This is a genomic window from Terribacillus sp. JSM ZJ617, assembly GCF_044383785.1.
GTDB lineage: Bacteria > Bacillota > Bacilli > Bacillales > Amphibacillaceae > Terribacillus.
This window is the reverse complement of record NZ_JBISEQ010000005.1, coordinates 202,303-224,403: the sequence shown is the minus strand read 5'-3', so window position 1 is coordinate 224,403 and position 22,101 is coordinate 202,303. Positions and strand designations below refer to the sequence as shown.

At 44.5% G+C, this 22,101-nt stretch carries 20 protein-coding genes; 2 read left to right on the top strand and 18 right to left on the bottom strand.

The window, feature by feature from the left end; genetic code table 11:
• Nucleotides 1-33 precede the first annotated feature (33 nt).
• Both rlmD and ACH6C1_RS16580 read right to left on the bottom strand, forming a co-directional pair.
• The gene (gene rlmD, locus ACH6C1_RS16585) at nucleotides 34-1,410 is read right to left on the bottom strand and encodes a 23S rRNA (uracil(1939)-C(5))-methyltransferase RlmD (RefSeq protein ID WP_374078977.1); all 1,377 of its coding nucleotides are present in this window, start codon (nucleotides 1,408-1,410) and stop codon (nucleotides 34-36) included.
• A 108-nt stretch (nucleotides 1,411-1,518) separates the two neighbouring features.
• Nucleotides 1,519-2,436, bottom strand: a complete 918-nt coding sequence (locus tag ACH6C1_RS16580; RefSeq protein ID WP_095218819.1) for a diacylglycerol kinase — start codon at nucleotides 2,434-2,436, stop codon at nucleotides 1,519-1,521.
• A gap of 359 nt (nucleotides 2,437-2,795) precedes the next feature.
• Between ACH6C1_RS16580 and ACH6C1_RS16575 the strand changes: the two genes are divergently transcribed.
• The gene (locus tag ACH6C1_RS16575; RefSeq protein ID WP_175074168.1) at nucleotides 2,796-3,467 is read left to right on the top strand and encodes an O-methyltransferase; all 672 of its coding nucleotides are present in this window, start codon (nucleotides 2,796-2,798) and stop codon (nucleotides 3,465-3,467) included.
• 249 nt (nucleotides 3,468-3,716) lie between these two features.
• Here the strand turns inward: ACH6C1_RS16575 and ACH6C1_RS16570 are convergent, their stop codons facing one another.
• The 12 genes from ACH6C1_RS16570 to ACH6C1_RS16515 form a co-directional block, all read right to left on the bottom strand.
• Complete coding sequence (locus tag ACH6C1_RS16570; protein ID WP_374078974.1) at nucleotides 3,717-4,445, bottom strand: alpha/beta hydrolase; 729 nt, start codon at nucleotides 4,443-4,445, stop codon at nucleotides 3,717-3,719.
• 106 nt (nucleotides 4,446-4,551) lie between these two features.
• Nucleotides 4,552-5,982, bottom strand: a complete 1,431-nt coding sequence (gatB, locus tag ACH6C1_RS16565; protein ID WP_095270945.1) for an Asp-tRNA(Asn)/Glu-tRNA(Gln) amidotransferase subunit GatB — start codon at nucleotides 5,980-5,982, stop codon at nucleotides 4,552-4,554.
• Complete coding sequence (gatA, locus tag ACH6C1_RS16560; RefSeq protein ID WP_374078971.1) at nucleotides 5,979-7,445, bottom strand: Asp-tRNA(Asn)/Glu-tRNA(Gln) amidotransferase subunit GatA; 1,467 nt, start codon at nucleotides 7,443-7,445, stop codon at nucleotides 5,979-5,981. Before gatA ends, gatB begins: the two co-directional genes overlap by 4 nt.
• 11 nt (nucleotides 7,446-7,456) lie before the next feature.
• Nucleotides 7,457-7,747, bottom strand: a complete 291-nt coding sequence (gene gatC, locus ACH6C1_RS16555) for an Asp-tRNA(Asn)/Glu-tRNA(Gln) amidotransferase subunit GatC (protein ID WP_038558545.1) — start codon at nucleotides 7,745-7,747, stop codon at nucleotides 7,457-7,459.
• 274 nt (nucleotides 7,748-8,021) lie between these two features.
• Complete coding sequence (locus ACH6C1_RS16550; RefSeq protein ID WP_374078968.1) at nucleotides 8,022-8,153, bottom strand: hypothetical protein; 132 nt, start codon at nucleotides 8,151-8,153, stop codon at nucleotides 8,022-8,024.
• A gap of 12 nt (nucleotides 8,154-8,165) precedes the next feature.
• On the bottom strand, nucleotides 8,166-9,428 hold the full coding sequence (locus ACH6C1_RS16545) for a helix-turn-helix domain-containing protein (protein WP_374078966.1): 1,263 nt from the start codon (nucleotides 9,426-9,428) through the stop codon (nucleotides 8,166-8,168).
• Between the two features lie 218 nt (nucleotides 9,429-9,646).
• Nucleotides 9,647-10,861 (bottom strand): CamS family sex pheromone protein, encoded by a 1,215-nt coding sequence (locus tag ACH6C1_RS16540; RefSeq protein WP_374078964.1) that lies wholly within the window; start codon nucleotides 10,859-10,861, stop codon nucleotides 9,647-9,649.
• A gap of 13 nt (nucleotides 10,862-10,874) precedes the next feature.
• Nucleotides 10,875-12,881 (bottom strand): NAD-dependent DNA ligase LigA, encoded by a 2,007-nt coding sequence (gene ligA / locus ACH6C1_RS16535; protein ID WP_095218827.1) that lies wholly within the window; start codon nucleotides 12,879-12,881, stop codon nucleotides 10,875-10,877.
• Between the two features lie 14 nt (nucleotides 12,882-12,895).
• Nucleotides 12,896-15,115: a DNA helicase PcrA gene (pcrA, locus tag ACH6C1_RS16530; protein ID WP_095270930.1), complete on the bottom strand. Its 2,220-nt coding sequence runs from the start codon at nucleotides 15,113-15,115 to the stop codon at nucleotides 12,896-12,898.
• Between the two features lie 13 nt (nucleotides 15,116-15,128).
• Entirely contained in the window at nucleotides 15,129-15,818 is a 690-nt protein-coding gene (gene pcrB / locus ACH6C1_RS16525) for a heptaprenylglyceryl phosphate synthase (RefSeq protein WP_095270925.1), read from the bottom strand.
• 139 nt (nucleotides 15,819-15,957) lie between these two features.
• Nucleotides 15,958-16,950 (bottom strand): Gfo/Idh/MocA family protein, encoded by a 993-nt coding sequence (locus ACH6C1_RS16520; RefSeq protein WP_095218830.1) that lies wholly within the window; start codon nucleotides 16,948-16,950, stop codon nucleotides 15,958-15,960.
• 14 nt (nucleotides 16,951-16,964) lie between these two features.
• Nucleotides 16,965-17,267 carry a YerC/YecD family TrpR-related protein gene (locus ACH6C1_RS16515; protein ID WP_095218831.1) on the bottom strand — a complete coding sequence of 101 codons (303 nt, stop codon included), beginning with the start codon at nucleotides 17,265-17,267 and terminating at the stop codon, nucleotides 16,965-16,967.
• A gap of 165 nt (nucleotides 17,268-17,432) precedes the next feature.
• Between ACH6C1_RS16515 and ACH6C1_RS16510 the strand changes: the two genes are divergently transcribed.
• On the top strand, nucleotides 17,433-17,657 hold the full coding sequence (locus ACH6C1_RS16510; RefSeq protein ID WP_095218832.1) for a YgaP family membrane protein: 225 nt from the start codon (nucleotides 17,433-17,435) through the stop codon (nucleotides 17,655-17,657).
• Nucleotides 17,658-17,695: 38 nt separating this feature from the next.
• On the opposite strand, the gene purD is transcribed toward ACH6C1_RS16510, so the two are convergent.
• The 4 genes from purD to purM are packed head-to-tail and all read right to left on the bottom strand — an operon-like array spanning nucleotide 17,696 to nucleotide 22,094.
• Nucleotides 17,696-18,949, bottom strand: coding sequence for a phosphoribosylamine--glycine ligase (purD, locus tag ACH6C1_RS16505; protein ID WP_374078960.1), 1,254 nt, complete (start codon nucleotides 18,947-18,949; stop codon nucleotides 17,696-17,698).
• Between the two features lie 18 nt (nucleotides 18,950-18,967).
• Complete coding sequence (gene purH / locus ACH6C1_RS16500) at nucleotides 18,968-20,497, bottom strand: bifunctional phosphoribosylaminoimidazolecarboxamide formyltransferase/IMP cyclohydrolase (protein WP_374078992.1); 1,530 nt, start codon at nucleotides 20,495-20,497, stop codon at nucleotides 18,968-18,970.
• A gap of 2 nt (nucleotides 20,498-20,499) precedes the next feature.
• Entirely contained in the window at nucleotides 20,500-21,072 is a 573-nt protein-coding gene (gene purN / locus ACH6C1_RS16495) for a phosphoribosylglycinamide formyltransferase (protein WP_095218834.1), read from the bottom strand.
• Nucleotides 21,069-22,094, bottom strand: a complete 1,026-nt coding sequence (gene purM / locus ACH6C1_RS16490; RefSeq protein ID WP_175074159.1) for a phosphoribosylformylglycinamidine cyclo-ligase — start codon at nucleotides 22,092-22,094, stop codon at nucleotides 21,069-21,071. The genes purN and purM overlap by 4 nt, the downstream gene beginning before the upstream one ends.
• Between the last annotated feature and the right edge of the window lie 7 nt (nucleotides 22,095-22,101).

The window sequence follows — 22,101 nt, the reverse complement described above, 5'->3', positions numbered from 1 at the left end:
GTCAATTCCTTTTATAGTACCTCTAAAACCCCTCTATCTCAAGGTTATTTCAGCCACGCACTCAATATGCCCAGTCTGAGGGAACATGTCTACTGGTTGTACTTGCTTCGTTTCAAAGCCACCGTCTTCCAGGAAGCGGAGGTCGCGAGCGAGCGTGCTTGGGTTACAGCTCACATACACGATGCGTTTTGGCTTCATGTCGATCATAGCTTGAAGCAGATCTTCTTCACAGCCTTTACGTGGCGGGTCGACGACAATAACGTCAGGGTTGAGGCCTTGTGCTTTCCACCATGGCATAACTTCTTCAGCTTTGCCGACGTAAAATTCAGCGTTGTCCATGTGGTTGAGCTTGGCGTTCATTTTAGCGTCAGAGACTGCTTGCGGTACAATTTCAACACCGTAAACTTTCTTTGCTTTCTGTGCAAGGAATAGTGAGATCGTACCAATCCCAGAGTAAGCATCAATAACAGTTTCATTGCCGCTCAGGTTGGCATATGCCAGTGCTTGGTCGTACAATACTTTCGTTTGTGCGGGATTGACTTGGTAAAAAGATTGCGCTGAAATAGCGAATTTAATATCTCCGATTGTATCGTAGATGTATTCTTCGCCCCATAGCAGCTTCGTCTTACGGCCAAGAATCACGTTCGTGCGTTCCTTGTTGATGTTCTGAACGATAGACTTGATTTGCGGGTACGTCTCATGCAGTTCAGCTACAAGTTCCTTTGCATAAGGCAGTTCGTTCATGCGCGTGACGAGCACGATCATCGTCTCGTTCGTCTGCTGACCGGTACGGACCATGATGTGGCGCAGGTCACCGCGATGCGTTTCTTCATTATACGCCGAGATGCCAAGACGGCTAGCGATGCGGCGAACAGCCTCCACCATACGGTCATTTACTTCATCTTGAATAACACATGTTTCCATATCCTCGATGATGTCGTGGCTGCGTTTGCGATAAAATCCGGTGATCATTTCGCCATTGCGTTCTGCTGTCGGAATTTGGATTTTGTTTCGGTAACGCCATGGATCATCCATGCCAAGTGCCGAATGTACAGGTACATGCTCCAGATGGCCAATTTTCTTCATCGCGTTTTGTACTTGTTTTTGCTTCATGTCCAGCTGCATCTTATAGCTCATATGCTGCAGCTGACAGCCTCCGCATTGAATATATACATCACAAGGCGGTTCTACTCGATGTTCACTCGGCTTTGTTACTTCAAGTAGTTTACCGAAGCCGAAATTTTTCTTTGTCTTAATCACTTTCACTTGCGCTGTCTCGCCTGGAAGCGCATATGGTACAAACAATGGATAGCCGTCTACTTTACCGACACCGTCTCCATCATGCGTCAGGTCTTCGAAGGTCAGTTCAATTGTTTGGTTCTTTTCAACTGGTGGCGCTAATTTTGCCATTTTCATCGTCCTTTTTAATTTGCTTTCAAGATTGTATCACATTGTGGGTGAAATCAGAAATCCAGGTCTATTACCCGGGAAATATGTCGAAAAAAGAAACAAGACAGCTTAGTCAGCTAAGCTATCTTGTTTCTGGATGAATTCCTCTGTAACGAAGTATTCAATGTGCTGATGCAGATTAACGAATTCACCTGGCAATAAACCGCCGTATTCGCCATCTATGTTCAACTGCATTTTATCAGCAGGTTTTACCTTGATTCGATTCGCTCTTGTATAGAAGATAAGATCATGATCCAAGTGCGCTCCTCGGATTGCCAAGGAAGCAATACGGATAAATTCCGCTATATTCGTTTTGCGTAAGATAACCAAATCGAACAATCCATCATCCAATAACGCGTCCGGTGCGAGCTTCTCGAAGCCGCCAACGGAGTTTGTGTTAGACACAAGGAAAAGCATGATTTCATCTTCGAACCATTTGCCATCATACTCTATTTCCACCTTGATTGGACGAATCGATGGCAGCATTTCAATGCCTTTTAAATAATAGGCCATCTGACCGAGCATCGTCTTCGTCTTGCTTGGAACATCATAGGTAAGCTCTGTTAGCTTCCCTCCGCCAGCGATATTCATAAAGTAATGGTCATTGACCTTACCGATATCAAGCTTGCGAGTCTTTCCTTCCACAATGATCTCAGCTGCTCTCTTGATGTTGCGCGGAATAAATAGTGCACGAGCTAAATCGTTCGTCGTACCGACTGGAATGATGCCGAGCTTCGGTCGGTTTGGCTGTTCAGCCAAGCCTGATACGACCTCGTTGACAGTACCGTCCCCGCCGCATGCAACGACAAGATCATAGCCGCGCTCTACTGCCAAGCGCGCTGCCGCCGTCGCATCTCCTTCACATGTGGTCGCATGCGTCGAAGTTTCATAGCCTGCCTTTTCAAAAATTTCTAATACATCTGGGAGTTCGCGTCTAAACGCTTCTTTACCTGATGTTGGGTTGTAAATGATCCGAGCGCGTTTCATTGTATTGCCTCCTACCAAACCTTACGTTCACATTGTCCAAGTCTTATCATAGCTTTTTTTTCTTATTTTGAAAAGGTCTTTGCCCGTTCCTGGAAGCCTATCTCAATCAGTATAGGAATAATATGCCCCTTTTAACCCGGTTACAGGAAATTCCTTGGCTTTTTCCAAGTGTGTTGATAGACGTCGCTTCTCAGCTTCTTCATAATAAATTTCCTTTACATCACTCTGCAATTTGGCATATTTCTTTCTCTCTTAGTATATGTATTGATGTTCTGCCCTTTTATTTTGTAACGTTAACATAACGAGGTACTATAATTTGTTCTATTAATCCGCTAAACTAAAAGGAAGAAGAGGAGGAGATGAAACGTTTGGAAAACAAATGGAGCGACGTAGATACCGTGTTTTTGAATAGCTTGCTGCCTGCTGAGGAGGATCATAATTATGTACTGAAAGTAAATCAAGAAGCAGAACTGCCTCAGATCGATGTATCCCCATTACAGGGAAAGCTGCTGCATCTGCTGGCAAAAATCAGAGGAGCTAAGCGCATCCTGGAAATTGGCACGCTTGGCGGCTATAGTACTATCTGGCTTGCAAAAGCCCTTCCCGCTGCTGGAAAACTGTATACCCTGGAAGCCAATCCCTATTTTGCTGAAGTAGCACGCAGCAACATCGCAACAGCTGGGCTGGAGAATAAAGCAGAAGTAGTCGTCGGCAATGCAATTGATACACTGCCTGAACTCTATAATGAGCAGAAAAATGTTTTTGACTTCATCTTCCTCGATGCCGATAAACAAAGCTATCCAGATTATTTGAAATGGGCTACCAAGCTAGCTGCTCCAGGAGCAGTTATTGTTGCCGATAATGTAGTCCGCGAAGGCGAAGTAGCCAATGTGCAGAGCACAGATGAACGTGTCCAAGGCGTACAGGAGTTTCTGAAACTGCTTTCCGAAGAACCTCGTATTGAAGCTACAGCTGTGCAGACTGTAGGAAGCAAAGGTTATGACGGTTTTATTCTCGGATATGTTAAATGAGCTCCTGGATTAAGGACGCAGTGAAAATTATGATGCGTCCTTATTATTTCTTATTAAGTAGAATGCTTGCTGTCAGAGCAATAGCAGCAAGCATGCCTATCACAACTTGTTTATTATCAATGCTGCTATGTAATAATGCCTGAGATCCCTATATGAAAACAGCAGTGAGAAAAAATACAGTTAGTAATCCAAGAAATCCAGTGCGTATTTTCCGAGGAATAGCTATCCACCATTCAAGCAGTCTACGTTTCATATACAGCTTCTCCCGAATTGCTCGTTCAGCCAAGACTTGAGCCCTTCCACCATATCCTCCGTAAACTGATGATTGACATCGTTAAAGATATCAAAGGTAACATCGGAACTGCTGCAGTGCGCGTAATAAGCATACTGTCCAGAGGTATCGAGGACTTGATCACTATCTCCATGCATAAGCAGTACAGGTTTTCTGCTATATGTGTAATTTATTGGATCATACTTTTCAAGCACTGCTCTCTCCTTGCCAGACAGTTTGTCTCTTCCGTCAACTCTCCTGAAAAATTCATCTGCCACTACAAAGGCGCCGGATCCATTTACATTTACCAAACCTTGTATTTCAGGATTCTTTGCAAAAATACTACTGGCTATAAAACCGCCCATAGAACTGCCAATGACAAGGACGTCCTTCTTATTCACTTTCAAGTTGGCTATCAATTTATCGAATTCATCGATTGCCTGAAATACTGTCCCCCAGAACATTTGCTGACGAGTACTTTCGTCGAAGTAATTATCTATTGTCCCTCTGCTGTCATGATGGACTATGTCAGGTAAAACTACCGTATAGCCTTGTTCCTGAAGCTCTTCCGCCAAGTCATAATATCCGGCATTACTGCCTGCCCATCCGTGATAAATGACAAGTATCGGCGCTTTCTCATTAGTACCCTGAAAAAGGTGAAAAGGCAGTTTCTGATTACTGTTAGACTCAGATGAATGTATCTCCATCTTGCCGCCCCCTTTTCTAATATTCTACCAAAACTTGAAGCAATTAGAAGTTGGTATTAAAAACTTCAATACATAAAAAAATCCCGCCAAAGGCGGGATCTTCAGATTAGCGCTTATTCATTTCCGCAATCAGGATTTTGTTTACCATTGGCGGGTTGGCTTGGCCTTTTGTCTGTTTCATGACTTGGCCGACTAGGAAGCCGAGGGCACGGTCTTTCCCGTTCTTGAAGTCAACAACAGATTGTTCATTCTGATCAAGGATGCTTGAGATGATTTCAGTCAGCTGGCCTTCATCAGAGATTTGGACAAGTCCTTTATCTTTTACGATCTGTTCTGGATCGCCACCGTTCTCAACAAGCTCAGCGAATACTTTCTTCGCCATCTTAGAAGAGATAGTGCCATCTTCGATCAGTGTGATCATTTTCGCTAGTCCTTCTGGAGTCAAGGCGATATCAGCAAGATCTTTCTGCTGCTTGTTCAAGTATGCAGAAACCTCACCCATCAACCAGTTGGAAGCAGCTTTAGGATCAGCTTCAGCTTTCAATGTCGCCTCGAAGAAGTCGGACATTTCCACGCTTAGCGTCAATACCATTGCATCATATGCAGGTAAGCCAAGCTCGTTCACATAGCGGGCTTTACGAGCATCTGGAAGCTCAGGGATGGATGCACGTATGCGTTCCTTCCAAGCGTCGTCAATATACAATGGTACAAGATCTGGCTCTGGGAAGTAACGGTAATCGTCAGAACCCTCTTTAATACGCATTAAGATTGTCTCTTTTGTAGACTCATCATAACGGCGAGTTTCCTGCAGGATTTCTCCTCCAGCAAGCAAGACCTTCTGCTGGCGTTTTTCTTCGAACTCTAGGCCTTTTTGAACGAATGCGAAGCTGTTCAAGTTCTTCAGCTCTGCTTTTGTACCAAATTTCTCTTGTCCAATTGGACGAAGCGAGATGTTGGCGTCACAGCGAAGGGAACCTTCTTCCATTTTCACATCGGATACACCTGTGTACTGAATGATATTACGAAGCTTCTCAAGGTAAGCGTAAGCTTCTGCCGGTGTACGAAGATCTGGCTCGGACACGATCTCAATCAATGGTGTTCCTTGACGGTTATAATCGACAAGGGAGTAGCCATCGCCTGTGTGAGACAGTTTCCCAGCATCCTCTTCCATATGAATACGTGTGATACCAATTTTCTTTGTATAACCGTCTACTTCAATTTCAATCCAGCCATTCTCTCCGATCGGCTGATCGAATTGAGAAATCTGGTAAGCTTTCGGGTTATCCGGATAGAAGTAGTTCTTCCGGTCAAATTTTGTATGTGTCGCGATTTCACAGTTCAGTGCCATCGCTGCTTTCATAGCAAAGTTTACTGCTTCTTTATTTAAGACAGGAAGCACACCTGGGTACCCAAGGTCGATTGGGTTGGTGTTTTCATTTGGTGCGGCACCGAATGCATTTGGGCTCGGACTGAAAATCTTAGATTTCGTTTTCAGCTCCACATGTACTTCGAGTCCGATGATAGTTTCGAAATTCATCCTTTTACGCCTCCCAATGCCGGTTTCTGTTTGTGATAATCTGTCGCTTGCTCGAATGCGTGAGCAGCGCGATAGATCGTCGCCTCATCAAAGTGCTTCCCGATGATTTGCAAGCCAATCGGCAGCCCTTCACTTGAGAATCCGCAAGGCAAGGAGATTCCTGGTACGCCTGCAAGGTTTACAGGAATCGTCAGGATATCAGTTGCGTACATTGTCAATGGATCTTCAACTTTTTCGCCAACTTTGAAAGCAGGAGTAGGAGTTGTTGGTCCAACGATGACATCATAGTCCTCGAACACTTTATCAAAGTCGTTTTTAATCAATGTACGTGCTTTTTGTGCTTTTTTGTAATACGCATCATAATAGCCGGAGCTAAGAGCGAACGTACCAAGCATGACACGGCGTTTTACTTCTTCACCGAAACCATCGCGGCGGGAATATTTGAACACATCGACCATGTTTTCCGCTTGTGTAGAGCGAACACCATAGCGGACGCCATCAAAACGCGCTAAGTTAGCAGATGCTTCAGAAGAAGACAGCAAGTAGTATGCTGCTACTGCGTAACGGGAGTGAGGCAGGGAAACTTCTTCCCAAGTTGCGCCAAGATCCTCATATACTTTTAGTGCAGCTTTGATGGATTCGCGAACTTCATCAGAAACGCCTTCCCCAAGATACTCGGAAGGTACGGCAATGCGTAAACCTTTCACATCTTGTTTCAAAGCTTCTGTGTAGTTCGGAATTTCCACATCTGCACTTGTAGAATCCATTTCATCATGACCTACGATTGCTTGCAGCAAATGCGCGTTATCTTCAACCGTACGAGTCATCGGTCCGATCTGGTCAAGAGATGATGCGAATGCAACAAGACCGAAACGGGATACAAGACCGTATGTAGGCTTCAAACCGACTACGCCACAGAATGCAGCTGGTTCACGGATGGAACCACCTGTATCAGATCCTAGGGAGAAGAATACCTCTCCTGCAGCTACAGCAGCTGCTGATGCACCGCTGGATCCGCCAGGAACATAATCTGTATTCCAAGGGTTACGTGTCGTGAAATAAGCGGAGTTCTCATTGGAAGAACCCATCGCAAATTCATCCATGTTCAGTTTACCGATTGTAACAGTTTTCTTATCCTTTAGCTTGGAAACAACTGTCGCATCGTAAAGCGGATCTGTGAAATTATCAAGGAACTTACTCGCACAAGTTGTACGAAGACCTTTTGTTACGATATTATCCTTGATACCGATAGGAATACCGAATAGTGGGTTGTCGCTACCCTGCTCGTCCAATTCCTTAGCCGCTGCACGTGCATTTTCTTCATCAAGCGTCAAGAAAGCTTTCACTTCATCGTCTACTTCCTTAATACGCGCATAGGAAGCATCCACAAGATCCGTTACCGTGATCTCTTTGTTATGTAGCTTTTCCTGCAATTCTTTCAATGTATAATCAAACAAAGACATAATCTTCCTCCTCAGTCCAAAATCGACGGCACACGGAACTGGCCATTTTTCTGATCCGGTGCATTTTTCAATGCATCCTCCCGGTCGATCCACTTGCGCGCTTCATCCTCACGCATGACGTTCTTTAAATCAAGCACGTGCGTCGTAGGCTCCACGTTATCAGTATCAAGCTCATTCAAAAGCTCGGCATACCCGATAATCGCATCAAGTTCCTTCGTCATTTTTTCTGCTTCTTCATCAGTAATTGCAAGACGCGCCAAATGCGCTACATGCAACACCTGTTCTTTCGTAATCTCTGACATACTGTCACCTCCGGAATTCACCTTACATGTATATAAAAATGATCATAGCAAAAGGAGCTGCCGTAAAGCAACCAGACTATAACATATAACTATTTTAGCACGTTTTTCCCTCTAAACGAAACTAAGCACAATAAAAAGAAAAAGCCCGCCTTATCCGAAAATAAAGCGGGCAATTGAGGGTCTTACTTAAGGGAAATAGTACATGTTGTATTTATTCGGCGAAAAATTGAATTCTCCTTCTGAAAAAAGAAAAAAATGTAGCATGAGCTACATTTTAGAATGGTAGATTTATAATTGTATAAATACCAGGCTGATTATCAGCAGTATGAACATCATCATTATTTGAAATTAGAAAACTCGCACCTAGAGTAACAACAATTGCTCCAATAACGATAAGTTTTTTCATTGTGATTTCCTCCTAGATTTTCAAAAGATTTTCATACGTACGGCTAGCCAATTTGTAATAGTTAGCTGCATTCTTATACTTTTTAATATCTTCATAATATGAAGCGATCATATTAGAATAAGTAATAATAGATACATTATCCTCTTGTTCAATTAAATAAGGAATTAATTCATTTACCATTAAATTTTCATACTGGTCAAATTCTTTGTTTAACAAATACTTGAAAACTTTAATTTCCAAATCTACTAACTTTGTTTTAATAGAATTTGATTTCATTACTTCCTCAGCAAGAGATATATATTTACAGGCTTTTTCGAAATCCTTGTTTAGTAAATATTCTCTAATTAACGAAGTACCCGTAGTTAATTTATAATGTAAAGGTACATTCTCTAATTCAAATGCCGCTGTATAATATTTAATCGCTTCTACAGTATTTCCAGCTCTGGAATGCAAATAACCCAGGTTATGATTAGTCAATTGTATTACATCGTTAGATTCTGTTATTTCACCTAAGTGTTTAGCTAAATTATATTGTTTAATAGCTTGTTCTAGCATATGAAGTCTTCTATATGCAATGCCTAATATAATGTGGCATTGCGCGCAACGAACAAACTTATAACTATTTCTAAAAATATTCAAAGCTTTATTCGCATATTCCATCGCACTAAGATCATTTACAAGTTTACTATGCAATATACTTATAATGTAATAAAGATCTGCAGATTCATCTTCTGTAATATCAACAGTGTCTAAAAAACCTTCTGCTTGTTGGTAAAGGGATAACGCTTGATTTAATTTTTCTTTTTCACCATGATAATAATTTCCTAAGAACTTATACCAGTAAAACAAATGAATAGGCTCGAAAGTATTCTGCAGAGGTTCTAAACGTTCAATCTGATCCTTCGCTTCCTGCACTCTGCCCTCAACCAAAAAAAACCTGATCTTCTGAATTTCAAACAACATCTCATGGTCGGAATTATTCGCTTTGAACAGTGTTTCAAGTTCCTGGAACCGCTGTCTTCTTTCGTTAGCATTGTGCACTTCGTACAGCATGCCATACCATTCCTCAGCCTTTTCCTTAATTATATCCTCGTTCTCCGCGTTAAGCTGGATTCCGAGTCGTTCGCATAATAATGCGATGACTTCTGGACTGGCATCAGTTTTCTGGTTTTCGATTTTGGACAGGTAGGATTCTGAAACAATGCCCGCTGCTAGGTCTTCTTGCGTCATATTTTGCTTGATTCTATGTAGTTTAATTAAAGGGCCTATTTCCATTTGGGCTACACCTCGAAACATAGTTATTTCTTTCTGCGTAAGAGCTTGTGCCCAAGACCATTGCTGGGATGTGTTCCTGCTTTCATTCTAACACATCCCAGCTTTAAGTATATTGGGAAAGTAGGGATTGAAGCATGTGCTTCTCTACCTATTTTCTGGTGATACTTTCCTAGTCTTGTCTAATAATGCAATTTTTTGTCTCTTTTTGTATGGCTGCTTTAATTAAGGATGTAAACTTCCGGTTCTTTGGTATCATGTTCCCTCGTAATGATTGCTTCTGTCTGATCATTTGAGGTGATGTTTATTTCGAGGTCATAATAGTTCGGGAAGATATCCATGATCTGGCTGTATGCATATTGTGTAAAGGCAACTACTTCAGCATTTCCTTCGAATTGAATCGGGATATCAATCGTCAGCTTCTTAAGTTCGTCATTTTGGTAGAATCCTCTGCCGACCATTCCTGTGTAATTCGGGAAGAAGCTTGCCACTTTTGTCGTGAAAGCGGAAATATATTGACTTTCATCTGGATGGTTTTCATTTGCATCATCCGAAGGGAACAAGACGTTCTTCTCGTCGATCTTATCCCAATCTCCGACTGAGCTGCTGCCTTTATCTACAGTAGTTTCAGCAACGAAGCTACCTGGCACGACAGATTCCTTCTTAGCTTCCTGGTAAACTGTGATATGAATTGGAACGTCACTTAAGCCGTCCATGCTGCGCATTCTTTCGACAATCTTTTTAGACATTTCATTCGCCTGTGCGAGCATCTTATCCTCTGGAATTTCCTCACGGTAAGGACCTTTTCCGCCAGTCGTAAACTGATATTCCGACTTCATCGCAAGTGCAATGGAGACTCCGCCCAGCTTAATATCACCGTTATCATCTTCGATCATATAATCCTGCTCCAGGATGTGAGATAGATACTTCGGATTATCACGGAAATCCTTCTCCGATGCTTTGTCCTCATTCAGCTCCGGATTGAGCCCGAGCTCCTTCGCTTTTTCATCGTCGGATATTTTGCCCTTATCGTCCTTTTGTGCTTTTGCATAACGGCCGATCCAGCTGTAAAGTGTATCACTATCGAGCATTTGTCCTTCACGGAAATAATAATCATCTGGACTGAATACGTCCTTCGAATGATTGCGAAGCCCTTCTTCGACTTCATCAATATCCAAACGGTTGGCAATTTGGTTAATGATTACTCCGCGAGCTGCACTAGTCTCATAGTTGACGACGCCTTTAGATTTGCCGCTCTCATAAGGCAGCAGCACCTTGTATTCTTCGTCAGAGAAATTATAGCTGGAAACGACGGACGTTTTTTCCCCGCCATCTGCCGTTTCCTGCTTTACTTCTTCTTCCCCGCCGCCAGACGGTCCGCAGCTTGCCAGCAATACGAGTGCTCCTATAGATAGAACACCTGCTAATCTTTTCATGTGTTTCTCCTCTCTATTCCTGTAACGCTTCAATCAAACGTGCTTCATCCCATATCTCTATACCGAGCTTCTCTGCTTTTTCATATTTTGAACCAGCATCCTCGCCAGCAATCAGCAAATCAGTTTTCTTACTGACACTACCTGTGACAATACCACCGAGTGCTTCGATTTTCTCTTTCGCCTCTGGCCTTGTGAGAGCCTCCATTTTCCCGGTCAAAACAATGGTTTTGCCGCTGAAGATGCTATCACTTGTTACTTCCTGTGGCTTGATGCCTTTATAGGTCATATTGACGCCTACAGCTTTTAGTTCTTCTATCAGCTGAGTTACTTTGTCTTCTTGGAAATGCTGATAAATGGAGTCAGCCATTTTTTCTCCGATTTCATCAATAGCAACAAGCTCCTCAACAGTTGCCTGCTGCAATCTGTCAATTGTTTCGAAGGCTTGTGCTAATGTTTTCGCAGCTTTCGCTCCGACAAAGCGAACGCCTAGCCCGAATAGCAAGCGCTCCAGCGAATTGTCCTTAGACGCTTCAATTGATTTGAGCAGATTATCAGCTGATTTCTCGCCCATACGCTCCAGATCAAGTAAAGCATCCCGATCGAGTTTGTATAAATCATCAATCGTATGCACCAATTCAGAACGGTACAGTTGGATGATAACCTTCTCCCCAAGTCCATCAATGTTCATGGCATTCCGGGAAACAAAGTGAATCAATCCTTCGACAAGTTGTGCCGGGCAGTTAGGGTTGATACAGCGAAGAGCCACTTCTTCTTCCAAACGCACTGTTTCACTGCCGCATTCTGGACAGTGCTCTGGCATATGGAATTCCTTTTCCTCTCCTGTACGCGCATCTGTAACGACACGGACAACCTCTGGAATAATGTCACCGGCCTTTTTAATGACAACCGTATCTCCAATACGAATATCCTTCTCGCGAATCAGATCTTCGTTATGCAGAGTTGCTCGCTGTACCGTCGTTCCTGCCACTCGGACAGGTTCCAGCAATGCTGTCGGGGTGATGACACCAGTACGCCCGACATTAAGCTCTATATCATAAAGCTTTGTGGTCACTTCCTCGGCTGGGAATTTATACGCAATTGCCCAGCGCGGTGTCCGGGCCGTGAAGCCAAGTTCATCCTGCTGTTCACGCTTGTCCACCTTGATTACAATACCATCGATTTCGTAGCTTAGGTCGCGTCGTTTGGCGCTCCATTCCTCGACATAAGCGAGCACTTCTTCGATTGTCTGGCAGCGACGGCGTTCTTTATTTGTCTTGAAGCCTAGCTGCTCCAAGTAGTCGAGCAGCCCGCTATGTGAATCCAGATTATTGGTCTCCCATTGCCCGGAACCATAGAGGAATACGTCCAAATTACGGCTGGCAGCAATCTTCGGATCAAGCTGACGCAAAGATCCGGCTGCAGCATTGCGCGGATTCGCAAAAGGCGCTTCGCCGTTTTCTTCTTTTTGGGCATTCAGTGCTGCAAATGATTTTTGCGGCATAAATGCTTCTCCGCGCACTTCGATTGCTTCCTCTAAATCAATTCGAAGCGGGATGCTGCGAATTGTCCGTAGATTCTGGGTAATATCCTCACCAGTCGTCCCATCGCCGCGTGTCGCTCCTTGGACGAACTCTCCATTTTCGTAACGGAGAGAAACAGCCAGGCCATCTATCTTCAGCTCACAGATGTAAGAGTAGTCATCGGTTTCCAAGCCGTTTCGGACACGCTTATCAAAACTTCGCAAATCTTCTTCATTAAATGCGTTGCCCAAGGATAGCATCGGCACGCGGTGCTCTACCTTGTTGAATGCTTCAAGCGGTGCAGCGCCGACACGCTGCGATGGAGAATCGTTTGTGACAAGGTCAGGAAATTCCCCTTCGATATCAAGCAGTCGTTTCAGGGTCTGATCATACTCAAAATCAGACACCTGCGGATTATCAAGGACGTGATAATCATAATTATATTGATTGAGCTTTTTGCGCAAATCTGCAAGCTCTAAAATCGCTTCATCTTTGTTCATGCTTGCCACCTCGGTTAAGCTTTTGTGATCGGTGCGAATGAAGCAAGCAGTCGTTTGATTCCAACAGGCGCAGGGAAGGCGATATCAAGTTCCATCGCTTCTCCTTCTCCGTTGACCTTAACTACTGTTCCTTCGCCCCATTTCTTATGAACGGCCTTGTCACCAGGTCCCCATCCGAGCGCGTCTGCTCCAGATTTAGGCTTTGGTTTACGGACGATACGTTTTTGCTCTTGGGGTTTAGCTGGTTGACGACTGTTTCCAAGTCCGAATGGGTTTTGTTTTGTTTCTTGTATACCTTCTAGCAATTCACTTGGAATTTCACCGATAAAGCGGCTGACAGAGTTCATATTCGTCCGTCCGAACAATGTCCGCATTTTGGCATTCGTAAGGAATAACTCCTCTTCTGCACGAGTGATGCCGACATAAGCAAGACGTCGCTCTTCTTCCATCTCTGTCTCATCCATCTGGGAACGGCTATGTGGGAATACGTTCTCTTCCATTCCAATCAAGAACACAACCGGAAACTCAAGTCCTTTGGCACCATGCAGCGTCATAAGGATGACTTTATCATCGCTGGATGGATCTTCATCCATAGAATCGATATCCGCAATCAGCGCAAGATCTGTCAGGAAAGTAACCAGTGTTTTATCTTCACTCGTCTGCTCGAAGTTTTTTGTTACTGTCTTGAACTCTTCTAAGTTCTCAAGTCGGCTCTGTGATTCAATGCTTCGTTCTGCCTTCAGCATCTCCTCATAGCCGGAACCTTCCAGCACCTGCTCGACCATATCGGTCGCAGTCAGGAAATCAGTCTGCTTGGCCCAGTTGCTGATCATCGCTCCGAACTCACTTAAAGCATTTGCAGCTTTGGCACTGACGCCAGTGAAATCAACTTCTTTAAGCGTATCAAACAAAGAAATCTCGTGTTCGTTTGCATACGCCTGCAGTTTTTCGATCGATGTTTTACCGATGCCGCGCTTCGGTTCATTGACTACACGCTCAAAGCTGATGTCATCATCCGGATTCGCAATCAGACGAAGATAAGCCAACATATCCTTAATTTCTTTACGATCGTAGAACTTCGTTCCGCCGATCATTTGATACGGAACACCTGCTTTTACAAACGTTTCCTCAATGGATCGAGACTGGGCATTCGTCCGATAAAGGATCGCAATATCGCGGTAATGCCGTTTTTTCTCCATCATGACCATTTCTTCAATTTTCTCTGTTACATATAACGCTTCATCACGCTCAGTAGCTGCTTGGTAATAACGAAGCTTCGAACCATCGATATTGTCTGTCCAAAGATTTTTCGGTTTGCGTCCTGAATTGTTGCCGATCACTTTGTTAGCTGCATCCAGTATTGTCTTTGTCGAGCGGTAGTTCTGCTCGAGCATGACGACCTTCGCGTTCGGATAATCCTTTTCAAAAGAAAGGATATTCGTAATGTCTGCACCCCTCCAGCGGTAGATGGATTGATCGGAGTCCCCGACTACACAAAGGTTTTTATAACGGGAAGCTAGCTGGTTTACCAGGCGATACTGCGCGTGGTTTGTATCCTGATACTCATCCACGTGGATGTACTGGAAACGACGCTGGTAATATTGCAGCACTTCCGGCACCCGGTCAAATAGCTGTATTGTCTGCATGATCAAGTCATCAAAATCTAATGATTGATTGCGACGCAATGTCTTCTGATACAGGTCGAATATTTCGGCTACTTTTCTTTCGTAGACACTTCCTGCTTCCTTACTGTATTGATCAGGTGTGATCAGTTCATTCTTCGCTGAGCTGATGGCACCGAGCATTGCACGCGGATCGTATTGCTTCGGATCAAGGTTAAGCCGTTTGAGCGCTTGCTTGATCACAGAAAGCTGGTCGCTTGTATCCAGTATCGAAAAATTGCTATTGTATCCTATTCTGTCTATATCACGCCGTAAAATGCGTACACACATAGAGTGAAAAGTCGAAACCCAGATCTGAGAACCTTCATCTCCGACTAATTTGTGTACACGTTCCCGCATTTCGCGAGCTGCTTTATTTGTGAAGGTAATCGCCAAGATACTGCGCGGCGACACTTCCTTCTCTCCAAGCAAATAGGCAATTCTGTTCGTCAGCACGCGAGTTTTACCGCTTCCCGCACCTGCCATGATCAAAAGCGGCCCTTCGGTATGCTTAACCGCTTCTGCTTGTTCTTTATTTAAACCATTTATTAAATCATTCGCCAATCGGCTCATGTTTGCACCGCCTTTATTTCTTTCCTTTTACTGCTCTCACTGTCTTCAGAGCAGACTTTATATTATCATACACGCTGTTTCCCACAATAATCACATCAGCATATTGCTTCATCTCCGCTGCTTGCTCCGGCGAAACGATACCGCCTCCATAGAATAGCAGCGTGTTTGAAAGCTGATCTTTCACCTTTCTGACAAGTGCAGGATCAGCATATGCTCCGCTGTTTTCCAGATAAAAAATCGGGAGCTTGTACATATGTTCCGCCATATAAGCGTAAGCAACCGTATCTTCTTCAGTTGGCAGCTCACATTGCGTGTGGGTGAAAACCTTCGCTTGCGGATTGATGACACAATAGCCTTCCATCATGATTTCATCCCAGTGCATCATATCCCGATACGCTTTGACTGCTTCATGATGCAGCCCCATGACCCATTGCTTGTCCTTGCTGTTCATCACCATCGGCACATAATAAAAATCGAAGCCAGGTGTCAAAGCTTCCATCGTGCTGATCTCCAGAATGACCGGAACTGTGTGACGTCGTATCCGCGCGAGCAAATCGAGTACACCATCCAGAGTTACATTGTCTGTACCGCCGACAATGATGGCATCCGTACCGGACTCACAGATTTTCTCCAAATCTTCATCGCCTATTTCCTTGGCTGGATCGAGTTTGAATATATGTTGCCACTCTTTCATGTTATACACGTGCATATCCTCCATTACTTGCTTGCATAACGTTCATTATAGCAAAAATCGACTGGATAATTTAGTGGTTAGGGCGAGGAAAATACGAAGAGTTTGCGAATGAAGAAAGCCCGGCAACTGATTGCCAGGCTTCATTGTGTCATTGGATCCGATCAGCTGGGTAAATCAAGCCAAACTGACTTCGCGCTTTCTCCATAATTTCGGCTACAGATAGTGCCAGTTCATGTGTATTGATACTTGATTCCCGCTTGCCTGTTTGAATCAGGTTCACGAATTCCTCTATTTCATATTTCATGTTATGGTCGTTATCCTGCGGACCGCTGATGGTATCCTCTGTGCTGTCATGATATTGGATCGTAACGTCCTCAAAATGTCCAATATGATCGATCCGAATCGTCGCATCTTCTCCTTGAATCTCAGAAGGCAACGTAGAGCTGGTAATTTTCGAATAGTAAACAAGCGCCTCCATACCTTCATACGTCAGCGTTATTGTTGCTTGGCCATCCACACCGGACTCAAGCAAAGTTCCGCTCGCCTTGATTTCCTTCGGTTTGCCGAACAAAGCAACAAGTGGATACAAGCAATAGATACCGATATCCATTGTTGCACCATTACTAAGTTCGGGATTGAACGCATTCAGAATCGTCCCTTGCCGGTAAGCATCGTAGCGGGACGAGTACTGACAAAGCTGTGCCACATAGCGGCGCACCGGTCCTATTTTCTCAAGATGCTGCTGAACGGCATGGAAATTCGGAAGAAACGTCGATTTCATCGCTTCCATCAGTAAAACATCGTGCTGCTTTGCTGTTTGAATGAGGTCCTTTACTTCAGCAGTATTCGACGCCAGCGGCTTTTCACATAAAACATGAACACCATGCTGCATGAAAATCTTGGCTTGTCCTGCATGCAAAGCATTCGGACTCGCAATATAAACTGCATCGATTTCCCCGCTCGCCGCCATTTGTTCAATGTCGATGAACGTATGTACTGCTTTATGCTTGCTGGCGAATTCTTCCGCCTTTTCAAGCTTTCGAGAGTAGACAGCCGTCAGCTCGAAATTATCGACCTTTTTACTTGCTTCCAGAAATATTTCTGTAATCCAGTTCGTTCCGACCACACCAAAGCGTACCATCCAATGTCAGCTCCTTATTCTTCTGGTTTTTCTTCCAAACGCTCAAGAACCGTATTATAGCCGTCGTTCCCATAATTAAGGCAGCGTTTCACACGGGAGATCGTTGTCGTCGATGCGCTCGTTTCCTGAACGATTGCATGATATGTCGCTCCATCACGCAGCATCTTCGCCACTTGGAGGCGTTGTGTAAGCGATTGTATTTCGCTGATTGTCGCAATATCATCAAAGAAGCGATAGCATTCCTCGACGTCGTTTAATGAAAGTATTGCTTGAAATAATTCATCTAAATGCTCACCACGGAGCTTATCAAGCTGCATACAGCTTCCCTCCCCCATACGCACGTATGTGCTTCTTCCTTATCCTTTATGATACATCATCTCGACCCATTTGCGTAATACGATGCGCATTGGAATTTTTATACTAGCATAAACACCTGATATAGCAGGAAAAATAGAGTTAATAAAGGAAAGGGGTGCATAAGGTTGAAACCGAATATGGGAATAATCCAGGCAATGATTCGAATTGCGGCTGGCGTCAGCATGGTCGGGTATGCCACTGCTGCACTTGTCACAAAACCGAAGCAATTAACTGCCCATTTGACTTTGCTGGCAGGCGCCATCAAGATCGCTGAAGGTATTGTGCGCTATTGCCCAAGCATGACTCTGATCAATCAATTTCGCCAAAAACAGGATTCTCAAGGTGAATAAAAAAGAAGAACTGGCCCGTATACCAGTTCTTCTTTCCTTTATTTCCCGAATCCAATATCAGTCCGATAATGGAAATTTGGATTACTTTTAAAGATGGTAAGTCCTGTTTTGACACTTTCCACCGCATCCGTACGATTATGGTGTACAGAACCGATGAACAAGATACGTCCTCCGTTCGAAACATAACCTTCCGCCGTTTTTTCCGTACCGGCGTGAATACAGTACACGTCCTGCGGCAGTTCTGATAAGTCAGGAATCGGAAGCTGCTTGTCATAGCTTCCCGGATAGCCACTTGCAGCAATAACAGTACCTGTAGCATAAGCATCCTTCCACGTCAGCTGAGGATTGTTACCAGCTGTAACATCCCGCATTACTTGCAGCAAATCATTTTCCAACAATGGTAAAATGACCTGTGTTTCAGGATCTCCGAAACGGGCATTGAATTCAATTACTTTCGGTCCGTCTGTTGTTTCAATAAGTCCTGCGTACAAAACACCAGTAAAGGAACGGTCTTCTTTTAAAAGTCCAGCAGCAGCAGGCTTCAGAATTCGTTCAATTGCTTCATCAATCACACTTTGTTGCAGATCAGGGATCGGAGCATAGGCACCCATTCCGCCTGTATTCGGTCCTTGGTCATTATCGTAAACGCGCTTATGATCACGAGCAGGCACGAGCGGATAGACATCTTTACCATTCACGAAAGCCATAAGTGAAAATTCCTTACCGTCAAGGAAATCCTCAATAATAACAAGGCTTCCCGCTTGGCCGAACTGGTTATCGACCAGCATGCTTTCTACAGCTTCATTTGCTTCCTCAACTGTGTTGGCAACGACAACGCCTTTACCTGCAGCAAGACCATCTGCTTTCACAACAATTGGCGCACCTTTTGTCGCAATATAATCCTTTGCTTTCTCTGCGTCAGAAAAAGTCTCACTTGCAGCAGTCGGGATAGCATGTACACGCATAAAGCTTTTAGCGTAATCCTTGCTTCCTTCAATCAAAGCAGCTTCCTTCGTAGGTCCGAATACGTTTAGGTTTTCCTGCTGAAAAGCATTGACGACACCTGCAAGCAAAGGAATTTCCGGACCGACAAACGTCCAGTCGATTTGTTCTTCCTTTGCAAAATGGACAAGGTCATCTACAGCTGTTACATCAATTGGCACACAAGTTGCCAAATCGTTTATACCTCCATTGCCTGGTGCTGCGTACAATGCCGTTATCTCGGTACTTAAAGCTAGCTTTGCGACGATACTATGCTCGCGGCCGCCGCTGCCTATCACAAGAACTTTCACAACGTCTCCCCCTGACAATTAGTGCTTAAAGTGGCGCATATCTGTGTAGACCATGGCAATGTTGTGCGCATTACATACAGCTACAGAATCTTCATCTCGTTTAGATCCGCCTGGCTGGATGATTGCTGTCACGCCAGCTTTAATAGCTGCTTCTACTGTGTCCGGCATCGGGAAGAATGCATCCGATGCAAGCACCGCTCCTGCTGCTTTTTCACCAGCTTGTTCCAAGGCAATTTTAGCTGCTCCAACTCTATTCATTTGACCTGCACCAACACCGATTGTCTGATCATCTTTTGCGATTACAATCGCATTCGATTTTACATGCTTCACAACTTTCCAGGCAAAGAGAAGATTTTTCATTTCTTCCTCTGTCGGCTTACGATCAGTCGCTACAGTAGGTTCTGCTTCCGTAATAGCACCTGCATCATAATCCTGCACAAGCAAACCACCGCTTACGCTAACGAACTTTTTCGGCTGCTGAATTGCATCTGCAGCAAGCTCCAATAGACGGATGTTTTTCTTCTCTGTCAATAAAGCCAATGCTTCTTCTGTGAAGCTCGGCGCAATGACAATCTCAAGGAAGATTTCCTTCAGTTGCAATGCCGTATCTTTGTCGACTTCACCATTCAAAGCAACAATGCCGCCAAAAATAGATGTCGGATCTGCTTCGAATGCTTTTCGGAAAGCATTCGAAATAGTTTCTCCGATACCAACGCCGCAAGGGTTCATATGTTTGACTGCTACTGCGGCAGGCTCTTGGAATTCCATGACGATTTCAAGTGCCGCATTGGCATCCTGGATGTTGTTGTAAGAAAGCTCCTTACCATGAAGCTGTTTCGCATTTGCAACGGAAGCTCCTTTGACGATTGGATCCTTATAGAATGCTGCTGCCTGATGCGGGTTTTCTCCATAACGCAAGGATTGAACTTTTTCATATGTGAGCGTCAATGTTTCCGTATCATGCTCTTCGTTCAATTCGGCAAAATAACTTGCTATCATCGCATCATAGTTTGCTGTATGGCGGAATACCTTACCTGCTAAGCGGCGTTTCGCTTCATAAGAAAGCTCACCCTGTTGTAAAGCAGATAAAGTTGCGTCGTAATCTTCTGGATCAACTAGAACAGTGACACCTGCAAAGTTTTTAGCTGCAGAACGAAGCATTGTCGGTCCGCCGATGTCGATATTTTCAATTGCATCCGCTTCCGTAACGCCTGGTTTTTCAATTGTATTTTTAAACGGATAGAGATTTACCACGACCAAGTCGATTGGCGTTATGTCACGCTCTTTCAGCTGCTGCATATGGCTTTCATCATCTCTTCTAGCTAACAAACCACCGTGAATGGCTGGATGCAGAGTTTTCACACGTCCGTCCATAATTTCATCAAATTTCGTCACGTCAGACACTGCTACAGCTGGAATACCTTCTTCCTGCAGCTGTTTCAGAGTGCCTCCAGTCGAAATGATGTCATAATTCAATTCTGCTAAACCTTTAGCAAATGGGATGATTCCTGTTTTATCTGATACGCTGATTAACGCACGTGGCATTATAGTCATTCCTTTCTATCGCGTTCTTTGAGTATGTACGAAATCGTTTCCGGATAAAGACGGTGCTCAATTGCTTGGATTCGTTGATGCAATGTGTGATGTGTATCTTCTTCCAGTACTGGAACTGCTTCTTGGGCAATGATGTTTCCTGTATCCATTCCCGCGTCAACGAAATGGATCGTCACGCCGCTCACTTTCACACCTGCTGACAAAGCCTGCCCAATGGCATCCTTGCCGGCAAATGCAGGCAGGAGCGATGGATGGATGTTCAAGATCCGCTCTGGATATGCTTCGAGCAGTGTCGGCCCGATCAAACGCATATAACCTGCAAGAAAGATCCATTCTATATGCTTTTCCTGGAGCTTAGTAAGAATAGCTTGTTCATAGGCTTGTTTATCTTCAAAGGTTTTCGGGTCACAGACAAAAACCTCTGCGTCCCACTCTTTTGCTTTGCTTATAACAGGTGCTTCCGGTTTATCACAAACAAGCAGCTGGATTGTGCAAGGTAATTCCGAAGCCTGCACAATCGCTTCTGCGTTGCTGCCGCTGCCAGATGCAAAAATAGCAGCTGAAATCATGCGGTAAACTCCACGCCTGTCTTATCCGTTACTTCACCAATGATCCAGGCTCTCTCGCCTGCTTCTTGCAGGATTGTCATCGTCTCTGCCGCTTCTTCCTGAGATACGATTAGTGCCATGCCGATTCCTGTATTGAAGACACCGAGCATATCCTCGAAGACTAGCTGTGCTTTTTCCATTAGGAATTCATAGACAGCCGGCAGCTCCCAGCTTCCAGTCTGAATGCGAACACCTAGATCCTCGGGCACTGCGCGCGGCAGGTTCTCATGGAAGCCGCCGCCAGTAATATGAGAGATACCATGAATATCGATTTTCTCTTGGACAGCACGCACTGCTTTCGAGTAAATTTTGGTCGGCTCAAGCAAGATTTCTCCTAAAGGACGATCAAATGGTGCGTACACCTCGTCCAGGCTCAGTCCATGCTGATCGATCAGACGTCGCACGAGGGAGAAGCCATTGGAATGCAGGCCACTTGAAGCAATACCGATAATGCTATCTCCTGCTTTAACATCTGCACCACTAATTAGCTTTGACTTTTCTCCGATACCAACGACAAATCCAGCTAAATCATATTCTTCTGCTCCGTACATACCTGGCATTTCAGCTGTCTCGCCCCCTATCAACGCCGCACCTGCTTCGACACAGCCATCAGCAATACCTTTCACGATCTGCTCGATCTTCTCCGGTTCATTTTTGCCGCAGGCAATGTAATCAAGGAAGAACAACGCTTGTGCGCCTTGAGCGATGATATCATTCACACACATAGCGACAAGGTCGATTCCGACTGTATCATGCTGATCCATATCAATAGCAAGCTTCAGCTTCGTCCCAACTCCATCCGTTCCGGAAACAAGCACCGGTTCTTTATAAGAGAAAGACGACAAGTCGAACAGTCCGGCAAACGCGCCGACACCGCCGATCACTTCCGGACGGTTCGTACGGTTGATATGTTTTTTCATTAAATCTACTGCGCGATAGCCTGCTTCGACATCCACGCCGGCTTGTTTGTAAAGTTCGCTCATGCTTGCC